General features: G+C 66.2%; 18 protein-coding genes and 1 rRNA gene. 8 read left to right on the top strand and 11 right to left on the bottom strand.

Translation table 11 applies throughout. The features are described from left to right. The first annotated feature begins 113 nt into the window (after positions 1–113). A 5S ribosomal RNA gene (rrf, locus tag Q1X76_RS08050) occupies positions 114–228 on the top strand. Between the two features lie 570 nt (positions 229–798). Here rrf and Q1X76_RS10110 read toward each other — a convergent pair. Next, positions 799–1146: a helix-turn-helix transcriptional regulator gene (locus Q1X76_RS10110; protein ID WP_366140995.1), complete on the bottom strand. Its 348-nt coding sequence runs from the start codon at positions 1144–1146 to the stop codon at positions 799–801. Positions 1147–1216: 70 nt separating this feature from the next. Further along, positions 1217–1477 (bottom strand): BTB/POZ domain-containing protein KCTD2, encoded by a 261-nt coding sequence (locus Q1X76_RS08045; protein WP_300719159.1) that lies wholly within the window; start codon positions 1475–1477, stop codon positions 1217–1219. Between the two features lie 395 nt (positions 1478–1872). On the opposite strand from Q1X76_RS08045, the gene Q1X76_RS08040 reads away from it, so the two are divergent. After that, positions 1873–2796, top strand: coding sequence for a diaminopimelate dehydrogenase (locus Q1X76_RS08040; RefSeq protein ID WP_300719158.1), 924 nt, complete (start codon positions 1873–1875; stop codon positions 2794–2796). 483 nt (positions 2797–3279) lie between these two features. Here Q1X76_RS08040 and Q1X76_RS08035 read toward each other — a convergent pair whose 3' ends face one another. From Q1X76_RS08035 to Q1X76_RS08010, 6 genes are all read right to left on the bottom strand, one after another. Then, positions 3280–3693: a lysozyme inhibitor LprI family protein gene (locus Q1X76_RS08035; protein WP_300719157.1), complete on the bottom strand. Its 414-nt coding sequence runs from the start codon at positions 3691–3693 to the stop codon at positions 3280–3282. Between the two features lie 615 nt (positions 3694–4308). Beyond that, complete coding sequence (locus Q1X76_RS08030) at positions 4309–4542, bottom strand: thioredoxin family protein (protein ID WP_300719156.1); 234 nt, start codon at positions 4540–4542, stop codon at positions 4309–4311. Between the two features lie 40 nt (positions 4543–4582). Beyond that, positions 4583–5653: a permease gene (locus tag Q1X76_RS08025; protein WP_300719155.1), complete on the bottom strand. Its 1071-nt coding sequence runs from the start codon at positions 5651–5653 to the stop codon at positions 4583–4585. Positions 5654–5721: 68 nt separating this feature from the next. After that, positions 5722–6045, bottom strand: a complete 324-nt coding sequence (locus tag Q1X76_RS08020) for a metalloregulator ArsR/SmtB family transcription factor (protein ID WP_300719154.1) — start codon at positions 6043–6045, stop codon at positions 5722–5724. A 519-nt stretch (positions 6046–6564) separates the two neighbouring features. After that, positions 6565–7395 (bottom strand): nitroreductase family protein, encoded by an 831-nt coding sequence (locus Q1X76_RS08015; protein ID WP_300719153.1) that lies wholly within the window; start codon positions 7393–7395, stop codon positions 6565–6567. Between the two features lie 134 nt (positions 7396–7529). Further along, positions 7530–8552 carry an alpha-hydroxy-acid oxidizing protein gene (locus Q1X76_RS08010; RefSeq protein ID WP_300719152.1) on the bottom strand — a complete coding sequence of 341 codons (1023 nt, stop codon included), beginning with the start codon at positions 8550–8552 and terminating at the stop codon, positions 7530–7532. A 940-nt stretch (positions 8553–9492) separates the two neighbouring features. Between Q1X76_RS08010 and Q1X76_RS08005 the strand changes: the two genes are divergently transcribed. From Q1X76_RS08005 to Q1X76_RS07980, 6 genes are all read left to right on the top strand, one after another. Beyond that, positions 9493–10281, top strand: coding sequence for an aldolase/citrate lyase family protein (locus Q1X76_RS08005; protein WP_300719151.1), 789 nt, complete (start codon positions 9493–9495; stop codon positions 10279–10281). Between the two features lie 30 nt (positions 10282–10311). Beyond that, positions 10312–11226, top strand: coding sequence for an NAD(P)-dependent oxidoreductase (locus Q1X76_RS08000; protein ID WP_300719150.1), 915 nt, complete (start codon positions 10312–10314; stop codon positions 11224–11226). 299 nt (positions 11227–11525) lie between these two features. Then, positions 11526–12296, top strand: a complete 771-nt coding sequence (locus Q1X76_RS07995; protein WP_300719149.1) for a 3-deoxy-manno-octulosonate cytidylyltransferase — start codon at positions 11526–11528, stop codon at positions 12294–12296. After that, the gene (locus Q1X76_RS07990; RefSeq protein WP_300719148.1) at positions 12297–12896 is read left to right on the top strand and encodes an acyltransferase; all 600 of its coding nucleotides are present in this window, start codon (positions 12297–12299) and stop codon (positions 12894–12896) included. A 208-nt stretch (positions 12897–13104) separates the two neighbouring features. Further along, positions 13105–13740 (top strand): HAD family hydrolase, encoded by a 636-nt coding sequence (locus Q1X76_RS07985; RefSeq protein WP_300719147.1) that lies wholly within the window; start codon positions 13105–13107, stop codon positions 13738–13740. After that, a complete protein-coding gene (locus tag Q1X76_RS07980; protein ID WP_300719146.1) occupies positions 13740–14723 on the top strand; it encodes a hypothetical protein in 984 nt (327 codons plus the stop codon). The genes Q1X76_RS07985 and Q1X76_RS07980 overlap by 1 nt, the downstream gene beginning before the upstream one ends. Before the next feature lie 104 nt (positions 14724–14827). Here the strand turns inward: Q1X76_RS07980 and Q1X76_RS07975 are convergent, their stop codons facing one another. The 3 genes from Q1X76_RS07975 to thiD all read right to left on the bottom strand — a co-directional run bounded on the left by Q1X76_RS07975 (position 14828) and on the right by thiD (position 17639). After that, the gene (locus Q1X76_RS07975) at positions 14828–15778 is read right to left on the bottom strand and encodes a DUF5655 domain-containing protein (RefSeq protein WP_300719145.1); all 951 of its coding nucleotides are present in this window, start codon (positions 15776–15778) and stop codon (positions 14828–14830) included. 108 nt (positions 15779–15886) lie between these two features. Next, a complete protein-coding gene (gene truA, locus Q1X76_RS07970) occupies positions 15887–16681 on the bottom strand; it encodes a tRNA pseudouridine(38-40) synthase TruA (RefSeq protein WP_300719144.1) in 795 nt (264 codons plus the stop codon). 166 nt (positions 16682–16847) lie between these two features. Beyond that, positions 16848–17639 (bottom strand): bifunctional hydroxymethylpyrimidine kinase/phosphomethylpyrimidine kinase, encoded by a 792-nt coding sequence (gene thiD, locus Q1X76_RS07965; protein ID WP_300719143.1) that lies wholly within the window; start codon positions 17637–17639, stop codon positions 16848–16850. Between the last annotated feature and the right edge of the window lie 96 nt (positions 17640–17735).

The following is a 17735-nucleotide window of genomic DNA, read 5'->3' as shown; positions in this document are numbered from 1 at the left end:
TAGGCTGGAGGTGGAAGCGCCGTGAGGCGTGGAGCTGACCAGTACTAATAGCCCGTGCGTCTTGTTTTCTCGAAAGATCCTTCCACCCTATTTCAATATATTTGACAAATTTCTTTGGTAGCCATAGAGGAGAGGGTACACCCGACCCCATTCCGAACTCGGAAGTTAAGCTCTCCATCGCCAATGATACTGCATAACGTCATGTGGGAAAGTAGGCCGCTGCCAAAGATCGTTCAAAGACCCCCTTGCCGCTCAGAGCGCGAGGGGGTCTTTTTTATGGGCTTTGGCCTGTTGGGCCCCTGACAGGCCCGAAACAAAAAGGAAGAAATCCCGGGGCGTGTTTGGGGGGGAAGAAAAAGCCGGGGGCGCAGTGGAGCATGGAGGACGGTGAGCGTTCTTTTTGCGGAAAGGAGATCGGAGGAAAGGCACGTCTCCTGTCTCCTGATCCCTCGGGTGCGTGTTGTCTGCGACAGGGGGCGGGACGGTCATCACGGGGGAGGCGAAAACCTGCTGTAGCGAACGGGATGCACGATGCCTGATAGACGATGCCTCTTTCATGGTGAGGCGAGGAGCGGTGCCGTACAGCGCGGAGGAAGGCCGGTCACGGATCAGCCTGTTTTCCTGCCTGTGCGCCACTGGAGAGCAGCGTGAGGCTGCCGCAGCCGAGCAGGAAGCAGGCCAGCAGCAGGACGGGCCAGAGGCCGGTGGCCATCATATAGCCTTCCAGGCCTGTATGCAGGGAGGCGTTCCAATCCACAAGACGGGCCGGATGCACGCGGGAAAGCACCCACAAGACGCCTAGCCCGCCCAGGCCACAGCAGCACAGTAAAATCCCCAGGATAAAGGGGAGCGGACGGGAATGAGCTGTACGTTCGGCCGGGCAGGACGTGGGGCTTCCTTCGCAGGAAGGTCGGGGACCGGGAAGGATCCCCTGCCGTCGGGGATGATGAGCGCGTCGAGGCTCGTTTGGAGTACGTCCCGCAACAGGGCCAGACGGTCGATGTCCGGTGATGACTGGCCCGTCTCCCATTTGGCAACGGACTGACGTGAAACGCCCATCCGTGAGGCCAGTTCTTCCTGCGTCATGCCCATGACTTTGCGCCGTCGCAGGATCTGCTGTCCGAGCCTGATCCGCCCGTCTTTCATAGAACGCGCATAGGTGGAAAGAGGGGAAAGGGAAGAGGTGGCGCATGGCCACCTCTTGCACGATCATGGCTTACTTCAGCTTTTCCAGGGCATCATCATAGAACTTGCACATATTTTCCAGATTCTGTTCCTGCTGGAGTTTCAGCAGCTGGGGCTGGAGTTCCTGCATGATCTTGGCATAGCCTTGGGGGTCGTCCTGGGATTTTTTCTGGACGGCCGCGGCGAATTCATTGGCTTTCTTCTGCGCTTCTTCAGGCGAGCAGGCAGCTGCTGCAAGGGATGCGGTGGACAGGAGCAGGGCGCAGGCCAGCAGGAGCGAAAGTTTTTTCATACATACCTCAATGCGTTGGACAGCGGTGCTGTCGGTGGATTCCCATATGGGGATTTTTACCTAAGCATACTTGGCCGCAGCAGGCAAGCCATGATCGGTTGCCGTCGGGCAACTGCTGATTGCTTTTTGAAAAATCAAGGGTTGCGGGAGGTTGAAATATGTCTTGCGCAATGTGCGGAGGGCTCTGCCGTCTTTGCGGAAATGGACGGATCGCCAAAGGGGTTGCCTGGAGCAGCAGCCGGAGGTCTTCTTTTTATCCGTGGAGCATGGGGGAGACAGCCTTGCTCTTGACGACGGGCGGCAGTTGCATCTAAAAAAATGGCCTACCGACAAAGTAGGAATGTCTTGCGGGCGGCTGTTCGGCTGCCCCCCGGTTTTTTTCCAAAGGAATGCATATGAAAAAGTTTACGCTCGCCGTCCACAGTCTTGGCAATATCGGTACCCGCGTGGTGGAAGCGGCCCTTGCCACGCCTGATTGCCAGTGCCTCGGCGTGATCCGCCGCGCCGATTCCCTGGGCACGAACGGCCAGGCCCTGCGCGGCCTGCCCGAATTCGCCGACCTGGCCAGCCTCGAAGCCGCCCAGGGCCGTCCCGACGTCATCGCCCTGTGCGGGCCTTCGCGCAGCATCCCCGATACGGCGGAAGCCTTCCTGAAGCAGGGCTACAACTGCGTGGACAGCTTCGACGTCCATACGGACATCCCCGCCGCCGTGACCCGTCTGGATGCCGCCGCCAGGGCCGGCAACAGCGTCAGCATCACGGCCGCCGGCTGGGACCCCGGCACGGACTCCGTGCTGCGCGCCCTGTTCGAAGCCATGGTGCCCCGCGGCACCACCTTCACCAACTTCGGTCGCGGCCGTTCCATGGGCCATTCCGTGGCTGCCCGCGCCATCAAGGGCGTGGCCGATGCCGTGTCCATCACCATCCCGGTGGGGGGCGGCCGCCATTCGCGCCTGGTCTATGTGGTGCTGGAAGACGGCGAGAACCTGGCCGACGTGACGGCCCGCATCAAGGCCGATGATTATTTCGCCCACGATCCCCTGGACGTGCGCCAGTGCCGTGACCGTGAAGAACTGGCCTTTGTGGCTGACCAGTCCCACGGCGTGCTCATGGAGCGCACCGGCGCTTCCGGCATGACCGACAACCAGATCCTCAAGTTCGACATGCGCATCAACAACCCCGCCCTGACCGCCCAGGTGCTGGTCTCCTGCGCGCGTGCCGCCACCCGTCTGCAGCCCGGTTGCCATACGCTCATCGAAGTGCCGCCCATCGCCCTGCTGCGCGGCGAACGCATGGACATCATCGCCCGCATGGTCTAGGCCGCCGCATGGTCCGGTCCGCGCTGTCGGCGCCGGACGTTTGCCTGTGTCCCTGTCCCCTGTCGCCTTTCCTGACGGCAGGGGATTTTTGCGTCCGGCGACCGGAAAGCGCCCGGGACTGCCGACGGGCAAGGAGACGCGACAGCCAGGGGAGCGGGGTGATGCGGCGGCCCCGCCCTGGTATCGTTCAGATGCGCCCGGCAGCCGGGGAACGGGGCAGGTTGCCCGGCAACAGAAAAAACGGACAAGCCGTGTCCCACGGCAGCGGGGAGCGAATGCACAGCCTCGCCCCTCGCGTTTTTCCCGTGGCGGCGGGAAGGCCGCAGGCAGTGCAGGGGGACGACGCGCAGCGCGGCAGCGGAGAAGGTTGCCAGGCACGGCGACGCCCCCTGCGGGGTGGCCCTCTGTGCAGGCCGCGGAGAGCAGACCGCCCGGAGCACCTGCCGCCAGGGGCGCGTGGCGCAGGACGGGCCGCTCCCGCTGCTATTCATACGCAAGATTGCCCAGCAGCAGGGCCTGCTTGCGCGTCTCCTCCACCAGAAAGCCCATGGCGTTCAGGCGGGCCATGCTGCCGCCTTCATTGGGCAGCTGCACCAGATCGGAGGTCAGTTCCTTGTACTGCACCCAGGCGCGCTGGGCCTTGAGCAGCTTGTCCGACCAGGCTTTGGGATCGCCGGAATCGCGGCAGGCCTGTTTGGCCTTTTTATAATTGGCGTTGAGCCGGGCGTCCCAATAGTCGTAGGCCGTTTGCAGGCAGCCCAGCATCTCCACGGTGACGCCGCCGCTGTTTTCCATGCACATGTTGAAGCCCGGGGCCAGTTCTTCCTCTTGCGCCAGCGCCGGAGCGGCAAGACAGAGCATGACCAGACAGTACAGCAGGATGCGGGGATATGGCATGGCACGCCTCCATAAAGGATTTTTCGTCAGCATAGGCCGCTTCGCGTGCGGGGGCAATCCTTTGGAGGAAGGCCGCGCGTACTCCGGCCTTCAGGCCGCCTTGCGTGCGGACACGCCTTTTCCTCTAGCGGCAGGCCGGTGCAGCGTTCCGGGTGCAGGCCTCCTCCTGTCCTGCGCTGCGGTGGTCGGCCGGTGCAGACGGCGGCCCTGTGTTTTCGCGCATAACGGGAAGCAGGGTGGGGATGAGGAGGATATCCCCTGGGGCAGGACCCATCATCGAAGGCTGTATTTTTGAGGATGCGCGTCCTCAGTGGCCCATAACCATTTGGCGGTTTTTGGGGAAGATGGGCCGCGGGGCGGCGCTCATGAGGAAAGGGCCTGCCGCCAGAGCGGCAGGCCCATCATGGAGCAAGGACGGTGTCCTGTCCGTTGGGATGGTCACCGCCGCGAGCCGCGGAGAAAGCCTGCCTGCGCCCCGCTCCGCTCCATGAAAGATGGGCGGGACGGCCGGTACAGACATCGGGCAGAGGGGGCGACCGGTGGCGCGACCCGTGGCCCGGGCCGTGCCCGGGCGGGCGCTCGCCTGCGCTCTGTCCGGCCCGTGCGGGAGGTGGTTCAGGCCTTGAGCCAGCCCAGCACCTCTTCCTTGCCGGGCACGCGCCCCGTACACATGATGGCGCCGTCCATGACCACCGCAGGCGTGGCCAGCACGCCCAGGGACATGATCTCGCGCAGATCGGTGATCTTTTCCACACGGGCGTCGCTGCCTGCGGCGGCCACGGCCTGGCTGACGGTCTCGCAGGCTTCGGCGCACTTGGCGCAACCGGGACCCAGGACTTTGATGATCATGGCAAAACTCCTTGCAGGGGATGGCGGGCACAGGGGGAAGCTAGAAAAGCGTGAGCTGCAGGCCGTTGAACAGCCAGCCCACCAGGGTGAAGATGACCAGCAGCAGGCCCAGGAACAGGGCCAGCAACTGCCAGCGCATGACCTGCTTGAGCATGAGCAGCTCGGGCAGGCTGGCGGCCACGGTGCTCATGCAGAAGGCCAGGGTGGTGCCCACGGGCAGGCCCTTGAGCAGCAGGCTCTCCATGATGGGCACGATGCCCGTGACATTGGTGTACAGGGGGATGCCCACCAGCACGGACAGCGGTACGGACCACCACCGGCCCTGGCCCAGATGGGCGGCGAACCATTCCTGCGGCACGAAGCCGTGCAGGAGCGCGCCCAGCCCCACACCGATGACGACCCAGCGCCAGACGCGGCGGAAGATGCCGGTCATCTCGCCCCAGGCGAAGCGGTGCCGTTCCTCCAGGCCCAGGCGGCCGGTGCGCCGGTCGCGGGCGGCCTGCCCGGGCGCGCCCGGCATGCCGCGCAGGAAGGGCTGCAGCCAGCGGTCCGCATGGAGCAGGTCCAGCAGCCAGCCGCCCAGCATGCCCGCCAGCATGCCCACGAGCACATAGACGAGGGTGAACTTCCAGCCCAGCAGGCCCCAGAGCAGGACCACGGCGATCTCGTTGATGAGGGGCGAAGTGATGAGGAAGGCCATGGTGATGCCCAGCGGGATGCGCGCCATGGTGAAGCCCAGAAAGAGCGGGATGCTGGAACAGGAGCAGAAGGGCGTGACCGCGCCGAACAGGGCCCCCAGGAAGTAGCCGGGGCCCCTGCCCCTGCCGGCAAGATGGTCGCGGACTTTTTCCACATGCAGACCGGCGCGCAGCCAGCCGATGAGATAGACCATCAGCACCAGCAAAAGCAGGATCTTGGCGCTGTCATAGAGGAAGAATTCCAGCGCCAGCCCCGCCGGACTGCCGGCTTCCAGCCCCAGCAGGCCGAAGGTCAGCCAGGCGGCCAGGGGCTGGATGCCCGTGTACAGGAGCGTCCAGGCAGCCAGTACGGCCAGCAGGGTGAGGCTGTAGCGCACGGGGGAGAAGGCGCGCGGGGCAGGGGTATGGTCCATGACGAATTGCTTATTGGCAAAATTGCCAAATTGAAGGAGGAAAAAGATCCGCACGGGGCGGGACCGGCCTAGTCGCGACGCAGCATGTCCATCTGGCCCCGGATGCGCCGTTCCAGCAGTTGGCCCGTGCAGGCCAGGAACTGCTCCAGACAGCACAGGGCCAGGCTGTAATAGATGTTCACGCCCTGCTTGCGGCTGGTGACCACGCCGGCCTCGCGCAGGACGGCGAGATGCTTGGAGACGGTGGACATGTCGTCCCCCACCAGGGCCTGCAGGTCGCAGACGCATTTTTCGCCGTCGCGCAGGGCATCGACCATGAGCAGACGGCTGGGGTGCCCCAGCGCCTTGAAGATACGGGCCTGGGCCGCGATGAATTCCCTGGAGTGCTGCATGTGGGACCTTTATTGGCTTTTTGGCAAAATAGTCTCAGAAGCGGACGTTGTCAAGAGGCGGCCGGGCGCGGACCGGGAGGCGGTGCGCTCCTGGAGCGTGGCGCGTCCGCTCCCGCGCGCTGGCCGGGCCTGGTGTGTCTGCACGCCAGGCCCGCACCCGGGTGGGCGTTGTGCCCCGTCCCTCTCGTGACTGCCGCCCTGCCAGCCGCTTGGCACGAGGCTGCGGCTGTTCCGCACGGCCGTCGTGCTGCTGGCGCTGTCCGGCGCAGGGGCTGCTGTCCCTTGCGGTCTCTCCGGCCTGGAGTGTCGCACGGGGGTGAAGGCACGCCTTGGGAGAGCCCCGGCCGGACAGGCGAGAGCGGCCTGTGCCAGCACAGCGTCCCGTGCGTCATGCCCCGGGCAGCGCGTCCCGGGGCGTGTCTGGAGCCTCATGTCTAGGGCTTCTTGTCCAGGTCCCCGCTCCCTGAACGTCGCCCCGGGATCTTGCCCCGGACGGGACGGCCCGCGCCGGCAGGGCTCTTATTTCCAGAGGATGCGGTGCACCGTGGCCGGGCCGTATTCCACCGTGCGGGCATAGCGGATGGCGGGCTCGCCCAGCAGCATGGCGTACTGGAAGCTGTGGCTCTCGGGCAGGCCCAGTTCGGGCAGCAGCTCGGGCAGCATGAGCTGCAGGCACCAGTAGAGCAGGCCGCACCAGGTGGTGCCCAGGCCCAGGCTCTGGGCGTAGAGCTCCAGATAGGAAAGGTAGATCAGCGGGTCCTGTTCCTGGCAGGGGGCGTCCTTGGCGTTGCCCACCAGCACGAAATGGGGCGCGCCCCGGAAGATGCCGTCGATGCCCTGTTCTTTCCACAGGCGCGGCGCGGCGGCGAAAAAGGCCGTGCGGCGGCACTGGGGCAAGGCGTCATGCAGGGCCTTGTCCGCCAGCCGGGCATAGACCTCCTCGCGGAAGGCCTGCATGCGATCCATGTCGTCCATGACGCCCACCCAGAGCTTGCGGGCGTTGACGCCGGTGGGCGCATGGGCGCTCACGTCTAGCACCTGTCGCAGCAGGGCGGGGTCCACGTTTTCCGGGCGGTACTGGCGTACGGAACGGCGGCCCTTGATGAGGGTCTCCAGCTGTTCCGGGCTGGGCAGGGCATTGAGCAGACGGCGGGAGGCGTCGGGGTCGTGCCCGTCCACGCTGATGGCGCCCGTGGGGCAGAGGGCCAGACAATGATGGCAGTGCATGCACAGGCGTTCATCCTTGATGTGGGGGTGGCCTTCGTCGTCCATGCCCAGGGCGTGGGGCAGACAGTCGGAGATGCACAGGCCGCAGGAAACGCAGCGTTCGGTATCGACGGAAAACAGCATGGCGATATCCTTTGAAAAAAAAGCCTGTCGCAGGACAGGCCGTGAAGAAGCCCGCCGGGCGGGCCGGGATGCGCGGCGCGGGGCCGGGGAGCGCCCGGCAGGGAGCGCTCCCCGCGCACAGGTCCGCGGGAAGATCAGCCGCGGTAGATGATGTGCCCGCGCACGTCGGCCAGGGAGGCGCAGCCGGTCAGCAACATGGCCTGCACCAGCTGGCCCTGCATCTGCTGCCAGTACTTGGTCACGCCTTCCACGCCGCCGCCGATGGCCGCGATGCAGAGCGGGCGGCCCACCAGCACGGCGTCGGCGCCCAGGGCCAGCATCTTGAGCACGTCCACGCCGTCGCGCACGGCGCCGTCGGCCAGGATGGTGATCTGGCCGCGCACGGCGTCGGCGATGCCGGGCAGGACGGTGGCGGTGCCGGGGCAGTGGTCCAGCACGCGGCCGCCGTGGTTGGAGACCACGATGGCGTCGCAGCCGGCGTCGATGGCGCGACGGGCGTCGACGGGGGTCATGATGCCCTTGACGATGAACTTGCGGCCCATGTCGTGCACATGGCGCACCACGGTCGCCAGTTCGGACACGGACATGGGCATGACCGGGCGCCCCATCTTGCGCAGGGTGATGAGGCCGGCGGCGTCCACGTCCACGCCCAGGGCCGGGCTGCCGTCAGCCAGCACGCGGTCGATCTTTTCGTACAGTTCCTTGCCTTCCCAGGGCTTGATGAAGGGGATGCCGTGACCGTTGCAGGCTTTGAGGGCCTTGACCGCACCGTCGATGATGAAGGGCGGCACGCCGTCGCCGGTACAGCCGATGACGCCGGCGGCCCGGCTGCCTTCCAGGATGGCGAAGATGTAGTCGTCCTCGCTCATGGCGTCGCTCATGTTGAAGGAGACGCCGCCGATGGGCGCGGCCATGACCGGGAAGCTGAGGTCGATGCCCAGGATGGAGCAGCCGGTCCGGGGCTCGCGGGCGTCGTGCAGGGCCGTCATGTTGAGTTGGCAGGCGTTGAGGGCCTCGCGGTTGTTGCGGAAGCTGGCGCCGGTGCCCAGACCGCCCATGCCGGGCACTTCACCGGAACAGGCCTTGCCGTCACAGACGGGGCAGACGCGGCAATGGCCTTTCATGCGCTCACGCGCGGCAGCTCTGATCTCTTTCATGGGAACACTCCTTTATGACAGGATATTTTTATCAGGGGCAGGCGCTCCTGCGCACGGAGCGCGGCAGGCCCAGTATAGGGCAGGGCAGGGCGCTTGTCATCTGCCGGGCGGCCTGTATATTGTGAAAAAAATAACGATACCGGTGCATGCCTGCGTTCCCGTGCCTATCCTGCCGTGCGATGCCGTTGCGGCGGCAACGAAAAAAAACGCTTGTAAAAGCGTGCCCCGGGCGCTATCTGAGGGGGCGGCACGGACGGATGGCGCAAATATCACCAGCAGAACAAGCATCTTAGGTCCGCTGTGACGGAGCAGGATTTTTCTGCAAAAAAAAAGATGGATTTTTCATAAAAAATTTCATAAAAAGTAGCCAGCCCACACGAGGGGCCCCTGCGACAGGATTTGTGAAGAAAAAACTTCGTGAATTTTGGAGCAATGGCTTGACGGCAGAGCATGCTCTGCGTAGTCTCATCCCGTGCGTGGCTGTTTGTTTGGTCAAACAGTAATCTCCCATGCGGCACGGCCGCCAGACCCGTGCCGCATTTTCCCTCTCTGGCAGCGACATTTCCTGAGCGCACCACGCAGCCGTGGCCCCTTCCTCCTCAAGGCCCGGCGCTCCCCCGCCCGGTTCCGGGCGGGTTTTTTTATGCCCTGTCTGCCGGCTCCTCCCGCTGAGGCGGGCCGGCTTGCGATGTCCATTGTGCCGGCCGGAAATGGGGGCTTCCCTGCGGGCGCTGGCCTGTATCCGGGAAACCGGCAGGCCGTGCCGCAACATGTCGCCTTCTTCGCGGACGCGGGCCGGGCTTTTCCGCTGCTTCGGCAGTTGCTTTTCCCTGTGGCCCTTCCCCGGGGGCGGCCTGCTTGCGCCCCGTGCGGCCTCGCGCTATGCTGGCCGGGCCTTCACGGCATAACCTCAAGCCCGGCGGCGGCACGCCGTTTCGCTATGGACATTCATGATATTCGCGCCAGGCTGGCGCAGGACAAGGCCACCATCGGCACCTGGCTGCAATTGCCGTCCGCCGATGTGGCGGAGCTGATGGCCCGTGCAGGCTATGACTGGGTGGCCGTGGACATGGAGCACGGTTCCTTCGGGCGCACAGGCCTGCCCGACATCTTCCGCGCCATCGAATGCGGCGGGGCCGCGCCCTTCGCCCGTTTGCCCGTCGCCTCCAAGACCGCTGTCAAGAGCGCGCTGGAAGCGGGCGCGCAGGGGCTGATCTTCCCCATGATCGAAAGCCGCGCACAGCTGGACCAGGCCATCAGCTGGGCCACCTATCCCGGTCATGACGACGGCCGCCTGCCCGATGCGCCGCTGCGCGAGAACCGGGGCGTGGGCTTTTGCCGGGCCAACGTCTTTGGCAAACATTTCGACGACTATATGCGGGACACGGCCCCGCAGCTCTTCCTGGTGGCCCAGATCGAACATGTCCGCGCCCTGGAGGAGCTGGACGCCATCCTGGACCATCCGCGCCTGGACGCCATCATGGTGGGCCCCTATGACCTTTCCGGTTCCATGGGCCTGACCGGCCGTTTCGACCATCCCGATTTCAGGGCGGCCATGGAGCGCATCGACGAGGCCTGCCGGCGCCACCATGTCCGCATGGGCCTGCATGTGGTGCAGCCCGATCCCGGCGAACTGGAGCGCCAGGTGGCGGCGGGCTGCCGCTTCATCGCCTACGGTATCGACTCGGTCTTCCTCTGGCAGGCGGCGGAGCGTCCCGCCGGGGTCTAGGCGGCAGGCCCTTTTGCAGGGAGCAGCACAGTGAAGATCACCGTTTTCGGCGGTTCCGGTTTCCTGGGATCGCACATCTGCGACAAACTGTCCGGCGCCGGCCATGATGTGACCATCGTGGACGTGCGTCCTTCTCCCTGGCTGCGCGACGACCAGACGATGCTGGTGGGCAGCATCCTGGACGAGGACTGCGTGCGGACCGCGGTGCAGGGCGCCGATATGGTCTTCAACTATGCGGGCATCGCCGACATCGGCGAGGCCAACAGCCGTCCCGTGGATACGGCCCGCCTCAATGTGGTGGGCAACGTCATGGCCCTGGAGGCCTGCCGCCAGGCCGGCACACGGCGTTACATCTTTGCCAGCTCGCTCTATGTCTACGGCAAATCCGGCGGCTTCTACCGCTGCAGCAAGCAGGCCTGCGAGATCTATATCGAAAATTACCAGGCCATGCACGGCCTGCCGTACACCATCCTGCGTTACGGTTCCCTGTACGGGCCCCGCGCCGATACGCGCAATGCCATCCACCGCTTCGTGCACGAGGCCCTGACCAGCGGCAGCATCACCTATTACGGCGCGCCCACGGCCCTGCGGGAATATGTGCATGTGGACGACGCCTCCAGCGCCACCCTGCAGATCCTGGAGCCGGAATTCGCCAACCAGAACATCATCATCTCCGGCAACCAGCCCATGCGCGTGGGCGATCTGTTCACCATGATCGGCGAGATGCTGGGTAAGGAGCTGCAGATCAATTACCAGAACGACCCCAACAGCGGCCATTACCAGGTGACGCCCTACGCCTTCATGCCCAAGATGGGCCGCAAGCTGGTGCCGCCGCTGACCGTGGACCTGGGCCAGGGCATCCTGCGCATCATGGAAGAAGAACACCGCCGCATCCACCCCGAGCTGCAGAGCGAGGGCGGCTATCTGGTGTCCACTGACGATTAGTGCCGGCCTGCGTGCGGCCCGTGCGGGCTCCTGGTGCGGCCGCCGGCCTGCCCGCGCCTGCCGGCTCCGGCCCGCATCTTTCCGCCGTCCGGCCGCCGTATCCGGCGGGCCTCCGGCTCCGGGTCGGCTGTCCCGGCGGCGCGTCAGGGCGCAAAAGGCCCTGCAGGACGGCCGGCAGCAGGCTCCGCGTCAGGGGCGGCCCGTCCGCGGTCTGTGCTGTCAGCAAGCTCCCGGCCCGGCTCCCGCGCCCGGCCGTTTCCATCCCTTGTCCGGGCAGGACGCTGCCCAGGGAGGACCTCATGAACATCATCGCCATCATCCCCGCCCGCATGGGCTCCAGCCGCTTCCCCGGCAAACCCCTGGCCCTGATCCACGGCGTGCCCATGGTGGGCCATGTGGCCTTCCGCACCGCCATGAGCCAGTGCCTTTCCGGCACCTATGTGGCCACCTGCGACGGGATCATCGAAAACTACTGCAAGGACGCGGGCCTCAAGTGCGTCATGACCGGCGACCACCATGTGCGCTGCTCCACCCGTACCGCCGAGGCCCTGCTCAAGATCGAGGCCGCCACGGGCCGCAAGGCCGATATCGTGGTCATGGTGCAGGGCGACGAACCCATGGTGCTGCCCGAAATGATCGACGCCGCCGTGGCACCCATGCTCGGGGACCCGTCCATCAATGTGGTCAACCTGATGGCCGATATGGACACCCTGGAAGAATTCGAGGACCCCAACGAAGTCAAGGTGGTGGTGGACCGCAACAGCGACGCCCTCTACTTCTCGCGCGAGCCCATCCCCTCGCGCAAGAAGGGCTCCGACAGGGTGCCCATGCGCAAGCAGGTCTGCATCATCCCCTTCCGCCGCGACTACCTGCTCCGCTTCAACGAGATGGAGGAGAGCCCGCTGGAGATCTATGAATCCGTGGACATGATGCGTATCCTCGAACATGGCGAAAAAGTCCGCATGGTGCCCACCAGCGCCCGCACCTGGAGCGTGGACACCCCCGGGGACCTGGCCCGCGTGACCCGCCTCATGGAAGGCGATGCCCTCATGCGGGAGTACAGGAAGTAGATGGATCTCGCCTCCCGCCTCCGGGCAGCCTGGGAAGAGCTCTGGGTGGCCTGCTTTGCCTGGATCCCCACACCGCTGGGGCTGGCCCTGCGCCTGCTGGCCTGGCGCTGGCTGTTCGCCGGCTGCGGCTCGGTGCGCTTCGGCACGGGCCTGAGTTTCGTGGGCTGCCGCAACATGCGTTTCGGTGATGCCGTCCGCCTGGGACGGGGCTGCATCATCACGGCCGGTGACGGCGAGCTGGTGCTGGGCGACGGCGTTTCCATCTCGCCCCATGTCCATGTGGCGGCCGATGGCGGCCGCATCGTCATGGGCAAGCATGTGGCCGTGGGGCCCGGCACCGTGCTGCGCGCCTCCAACCACTGCTTCACCCGGGCCGATGTGCCCATCCTGCAGCAGGGGCACCAGCCCGGCGCCATCGTCATCGGGGACGATGTCTGGATCGGTGCCAACTGCGTCATCACGCCCGATGTGTGCATCGGCCGCGGAGCCGTGGTGGGCGCGGGGGCCGTGGTCACCCGCGATGTGGCGCCCTTCAGCATCGTGGGCGGTGTCCCGGCGCGGCCCATCGGCCGGCGCGACCACGGCCGCTGCGGGCCGTGAGGCTGGCTGTCCGGGAGAGGGAGGCCCGTGCCTTCCGCTCCCCTGTGTCGTCCCCTTCGCGCAGTCCCCGGCAGGGGCGGCCTTCCGCCGCGCCGCCGGCCATCGCTGCGATCTTTGTCCGGGAGTGTCCTGCCCGGCGGCCGAGGCCGTCCGCCTCCCGCTCCGGCAGTGTAAGGCGCGCCGGCAACGGCGTGTGAAAGGAGTCCGCATGGCCCTGAAATGTCTCGTTTTCGACTGCGATGGCGTGATCCTCGACAGTGTGCCCGTCAAGACGCGCGCTTTCGCGCGTCTGGCCGAGCCCTACGGCGAGGAGGCCCGCGACCGTTTCGTCATGTACCATACCGTGCACGGCGGCGTGAGCCGCTACACAAAATTCGCATGGTTCTTCCGCGAAGTGCTGGGCAGGGAGATCACGCCCGCCGAATCCGGGGAATGGGGCAGGCGTTTTGCCGATTACGCCCTGGACGAGGTGCGCCGCTGCGACCTCATCCCCGGCGTGGCCGAAGTGCTGGAACATTGGCGCGGCAGGCTGCCGCTCTATGTCTGCTCCGGCGCGCCGCACGAAGAACTGAACGTCATCCTCAGGGAACGCGGGCTGGACGGCTGCTTCACGGGCATCTACGGTTCGCCGCCGTCCAAGGCCCGCCTGCTGGCCATGATCGTGGACAAGGCGGGCGTGCTGCCCGAGGAGGCCCTGATGGTGGGCGACGCCTCCACGGACCGCGATGCCGCCGAGGAAGTGGGCACCCTGTTCTATGGCATCGGGCCGGAACTCCGGGGCGGGGCATTCCCCTGGGGGCCTGATCTGACCGGGCTCGACGCCTGGATCGCGGAGCACGTCTAGTGCGCGGCTTTGCTCCTGTCCGTTTGACGGCACTGGTCTGCGCCGCCGCCCTGATCCTCGTCCTCTGCGCCTGCCGTGAGGAAGCCCCCCGCACGGCAGGGCCGGACACGGCCACCATCGCCGGAGCGGTGCAGCGTGCGGCCGCCAGGCTGCGCGTGCCCGAGCCGCCCGCCTCCGCCGGGGAGGCCGAAGCCGCCACCCGGCTGCTGGATGCGGGCAATGCCTTCTGGCGCTGGGCCGATGTGGCCGGCATATACGCCGGGCATCTGCTGCATCAGGCCGAGGACTATATGCGCACCTGGCTGCTGGGCAAAGCGCCGCAGCGCCCGGCCGAGCTGGGGGAACGTCCCGCGGTGGTGGCGGCCGTCTGGGGCGAGGGCGATGCGGCCCGGCTGCGCGATCTGGCGGCCGACATGCGGCGCGCGCTGACCGACATGGAAAAGCTGAACGCGGCCTTGCGCAAGTACGCGCTGGATGAGGAAATAGTGGACGACGGCGCCCAGGGCAAGAAGCTGCTGCGCCGTCTGCAGGCCCGGCACACCGAGTTCGCCAGGGCCCGCGACGCCCTGCTGGTGCTGGTGCGGGATCGCAGCCGCCAGGCCGAGGACGTGCTGCTGCGCGGCGATCCGCTGAAAGATGCCATCAGCTCGGCCCGTTTCCTGTTCAGCCGCTTCCTGCTGGGCAGCGTGCTGTTGCGCGACGCCAATCCCGATGCGCTGGCCGTGGAGGCCTGGCGCAAGGAGATGGAGGAGGCGCTGGCCACTGCCCGCAGCCGGACCCAGGCCATGACGGAGGAAGAAAAGCGCCTCTGGCTGGCCTTCCTGGACAAGGCCGACCTCTTTCCCCGGGCCGTGGCCCAGGGGCAGGAGGACCACTTCAGCCATACCACGCGCCGGCAGCTCAACATCGCCCTGCAGGACTGCCAGCAGGCCTACAATGCCTTTGTGGAGGCCTACAACCGGCGGGGAGCGGCGCAGAAATAGGCTGCCTGTCCGCCAGGACAAGGGATGACGAAAGAGAAGGAGGACGCCCCGATGACGGGACGTCCTCTTTTTTACGGCGGGGAAGGATGTGAGCGCACTGGGGGTCAGCTTTCCAGATAGGCCCGTTCCAACAGCGGTTTGACCTTGTCGAAGTCGGCCAGGGTGCGCAGGTTTATTTCAATATCGCCGGTGCCCCAATGGCCTGTCTTGCTGACGTCGCGGCTGAAGCCTTCTTCCAGGGGCACGCTGTCCGGGGCGAGGTGCAGCCACAGCTTGAACCAGCCTTTCATGGGAGCCAGGCAGGCAAAGTTCTTGAGCCGTGCAAAGGCGATATAGCGCCGCAATTCCTTGCTGTTGACGTCGTCTCCCAGCGAGGTGACGAAGCGGTACAGCTCGTCATACAAGGTACGCTGTCCGTCCGGCATGGTCGCCAGCTGGGAGGTCAGGCAGCCGGTATTTTTGTCCGGGCTTTCCGGGCAGGCGCCGGACTGTGGATTTTTTCCCGTGGCTTCGATGGTCTGTTTTCCGGTGCCGACGGGCTCGATACTCGATTGTACCGGATTCAACCATTCCAGCATCAGGAGGTCATCGCCGAAATATTTGTAGCGGATCAATTCGATATTGCGGCCGATCTGGGCAACGGCGTGTTCGTCGAACTTGGTGAAATCCCCGGCTACGCAAAGCACGCGGGTCCCCTGCCATTCAATGGCATCGGCCATGTCCTGACCGTAGCGCTCAAGGACAAGAAGCTTGAAGTCCGCCTGATGGTCCATCAGCCAGTCGAGGTAGTACAGACCTTGATTGATGACGTTTTCATTGACGTGGCGCTTGTATTCAAGGATCACGGGGCAGTTGTTCTCGTCCAGACCCAGCGAGTCGATGCGTCCGCGATGGACTTTTCCCGTACTGAATTCATGAGCCACAAAGCGTATGCCCAAAAAGCACTGCATATGCTTTTCCATCAGGTCATGCAGCTCGCGTTCCACCAGTGCCGTGCGTGCCGAAAGGGCCGTGGCTCCTTCCTTGGAAAAACGGAATAATTTGATATCGCTCATAGCCTGCTCCCGGTCCTGGATCGTTTTGCTGACAAGAAGGAAAACGGCGGGGCAAAAAGGGGCATGATGCGCCTTGCCGCCGTCATGACCCCTCCTGTCCCCGATATATCATGCCGGATACTCCACATGGGCCAGGGCCAGGCCCTGCGGCGGGGCCGTGGGGCTGGGCAGGGCGCGGCGGTCGGCAGCGGCGAGGATGGCGGGGATCCGGTCGGGGCGCAGCTTGTGGCGGCCGCAGGCGACCAGCAGTCCGGCCATGTTGCGCACCATCTGTTTCAAAAAGCCGTCGGCCGTGACGCTCAGGCGCAGGCAAGGAAGGTGGGGCGGCAGGAACTCCACGGGTGGCAGTTCCGTCAGCGTGGCGCCCTGGAGCTCGCGCACGGTGCTTTCCATCTCGGTACCGGCGTTCTGCAGGCTGGCGAAGTCGCGGCGGCCCAGCAGGAAGGGCAGGGCCGCGCGCATGGCTTCGGCATCCAGCGGGCCGCAGCGCCAGACGAAGGGGACCAGCCGGGGCGGCACGAAGCCCTGTTCCTGCCAGAAATCATAGACATAGGTCTTGCGCAGGGCGCTGATGCGGGCGTGGAAGTCCGGCGCGGCCTCCTGCCAGTGCAGGACGCGCACGTCCGCGGGCAGCAGGGCGTTGAGGGCGTGACGCCAGTCCAGACCGGGGCGGCGGGGCACGTCGCCATGGGCCACCTGGCCGTGGGCATGGACGCCCGCGTCGGTGCGGCCGGAACCGAAGACCCGCACCGGCCGCCCGGCGATGCGGCCAAGGGCGGCTTCCACGGCGGCCTGCACGGTGGGCGGCGGGCTGGGGGTCTCCTGTATCTGCCAGCCGTGGTAGCGGCTGCCGTCATAGGCCAGCAGCAGCCTGAGACGCATGGTGGAAGAGATGTCCGGCATGGAGGCTCTGGGGTTGATGTGGAAGGAAAAAGGGGACGGCAGCGGCGCGCCGTCGTGACGCAGGAAGCTGCGGGCAGTGGCGGCAAGGCAGGACGGCAGCCGGGCCCCTCTCGTGCGCGAGCCGTGGCGGCGCCTTCCCGCGGGCAGATCGCAGGCGGGCCCGCCTTTAGCGGCGGGCGGCGTGATTGACGGGCCCGCAGCCCTTGCCGGGCGCGTAGCTCTTGCGCAGGGCCAGATTGAGGAATTCCTGGGCGCGCGTCACGGCCACCTGCAGGGGCAGGCCATGGCCGAGGCCCGTGGCGATGGCCGCCGACAGGGTGCAGCCCGTGCCGTGGTTGTTGCTGGTCTCCACCTTGGGCTGGGGCAGGAACTTGGGTGCCTGCCCGGCCTGGCAGAGGCAGTCCGTGACCACGATGGAGCTTTCCATATGGCCGCCCTTGATGAGCACGGCCCTGGCTCCCATCCCGATGAGGGCCTCACCGGCGGCGGCCGCGTCGTCGGCGCAGCTGATGCGCAGGCCGGTGAGCATCTCGGCCTCGGGGCGGTTGGGGGTCAGCAGGTCGCAGCCGGGGATCATGCGTTCCCTGAGGGCCTCCACGGCGTCTTCGCGCAGCAGGCGGCTGCCGCTCTGGCTCACGGAAACGGGGTCCACCACCAGCGGGAAGGCGCGCTCGCGCAGGGCGTCGGCCAGGGCGTGGATGATATCGGCGGAAAAAAGCATGCCGGTCTTGGCCGCGTGCACGGGAAAGCCGTCCAGCACGGCGCGCAGCTGCAGGACCACGAAGTCGGGATCGGGCGCATGGATGCCGGTCACGCCCAGACCGTTCTGGGCGGTCAGGGCCGTGATGACGCTCATGCCGTAGCCGTCCAGGGCCATGATGGTCTTGAGGTCGGCCTGGATGCCGGCGCCGCCGCCGGAGTCGGAACCGGCGATGGTCAGGATATTGGGAGTACGCATGCAGAGCTCCAGTTCAGGGATGGACATGACCGGTCCAAGGGGCCGGACAGACGACTATACGCCGCCTCGGGCGCGGCCGCAATGCCGCCTGCCGGG

The sequence above is a fragment of the uncultured Desulfovibrio sp. genome, from assembly GCF_949282365.1.
Classification (GTDB): Bacteria; Desulfobacterota; Desulfovibrionia; order Desulfovibrionales; family Desulfovibrionaceae; genus Desulfovibrio.
This window is presented reverse-complemented; position numbering and strand designations above follow the sequence as displayed.

Bases quoted from the DNA above. Each gene is read 5' to 3' on its own strand.
- Q1X76_RS10110 (WP_366140995.1), bottom strand. From the start codon at position 1,146: ATGAAAGACGGGCGGATCAGGCTCGGACAGCAGATCCTGCGACGGCGC.
- Q1X76_RS08045 (WP_300719159.1), bottom strand. From the start codon at position 1,477: ATGAAAAAACTTTCGCTCCTGCTGGCCTGCGCCCTGCTCCTGTCCACC.
- Q1X76_RS08040 (WP_300719158.1), top strand. From the start codon at position 1,873: ATGAAAAAGTTTACGCTCGCCGTCCACAGTCTTGGCAATATCGGTACC.
- Q1X76_RS08035 (WP_300719157.1), bottom strand. From the start codon at position 3,693: ATGCCATATCCCCGCATCCTGCTGTACTGTCTGGTCATGCTCTGTCTT.
- Q1X76_RS08030 (WP_300719156.1), bottom strand. From the start codon at position 4,542: ATGATCATCAAAGTCCTGGGTCCCGGTTGCGCCAAGTGCGCCGAAGCC.
- Q1X76_RS08025 (WP_300719155.1), bottom strand. From the start codon at position 5,653: ATGGACCATACCCCTGCCCCGCGCGCCTTCTCCCCCGTGCGCTACAGC.
- Q1X76_RS08020 (WP_300719154.1), bottom strand. From the start codon at position 6,045: ATGCAGCACTCCAGGGAATTCATCGCGGCCCAGGCCCGTATCTTCAAG.
- Q1X76_RS08015 (WP_300719153.1), bottom strand. From the start codon at position 7,395: ATGCTGTTTTCCGTCGATACCGAACGCTGCGTTTCCTGCGGCCTGTGC.
- Q1X76_RS08010 (WP_300719152.1), bottom strand. From the start codon at position 8,552: ATGAAAGAGATCAGAGCTGCCGCGCGTGAGCGCATGAAAGGCCATTGC.
- Q1X76_RS08005 (WP_300719151.1), top strand. From the start codon at position 9,493: ATGGACATTCATGATATTCGCGCCAGGCTGGCGCAGGACAAGGCCACC.
- Q1X76_RS07995 (WP_300719149.1), top strand. From the start codon at position 11,526: ATGAACATCATCGCCATCATCCCCGCCCGCATGGGCTCCAGCCGCTTC.
- Q1X76_RS07990 (WP_300719148.1), top strand. From the start codon at position 12,297: ATGGATCTCGCCTCCCGCCTCCGGGCAGCCTGGGAAGAGCTCTGGGTG.
- Q1X76_RS07985 (WP_300719147.1), top strand. From the start codon at position 13,105: ATGGCCCTGAAATGTCTCGTTTTCGACTGCGATGGCGTGATCCTCGAC.
- Q1X76_RS07975 (WP_300719145.1), bottom strand. From the start codon at position 15,778: ATGAGCGATATCAAATTATTCCGTTTTTCCAAGGAAGGAGCCACGGCC.
- truA (WP_300719144.1), bottom strand. From the start codon at position 16,681: ATGCCGGACATCTCTTCCACCATGCGTCTCAGGCTGCTGCTGGCCTAT.
- thiD (WP_300719143.1), bottom strand. From the start codon at position 17,639: ATGCGTACTCCCAATATCCTGACCATCGCCGGTTCCGACTCCGGCGGC.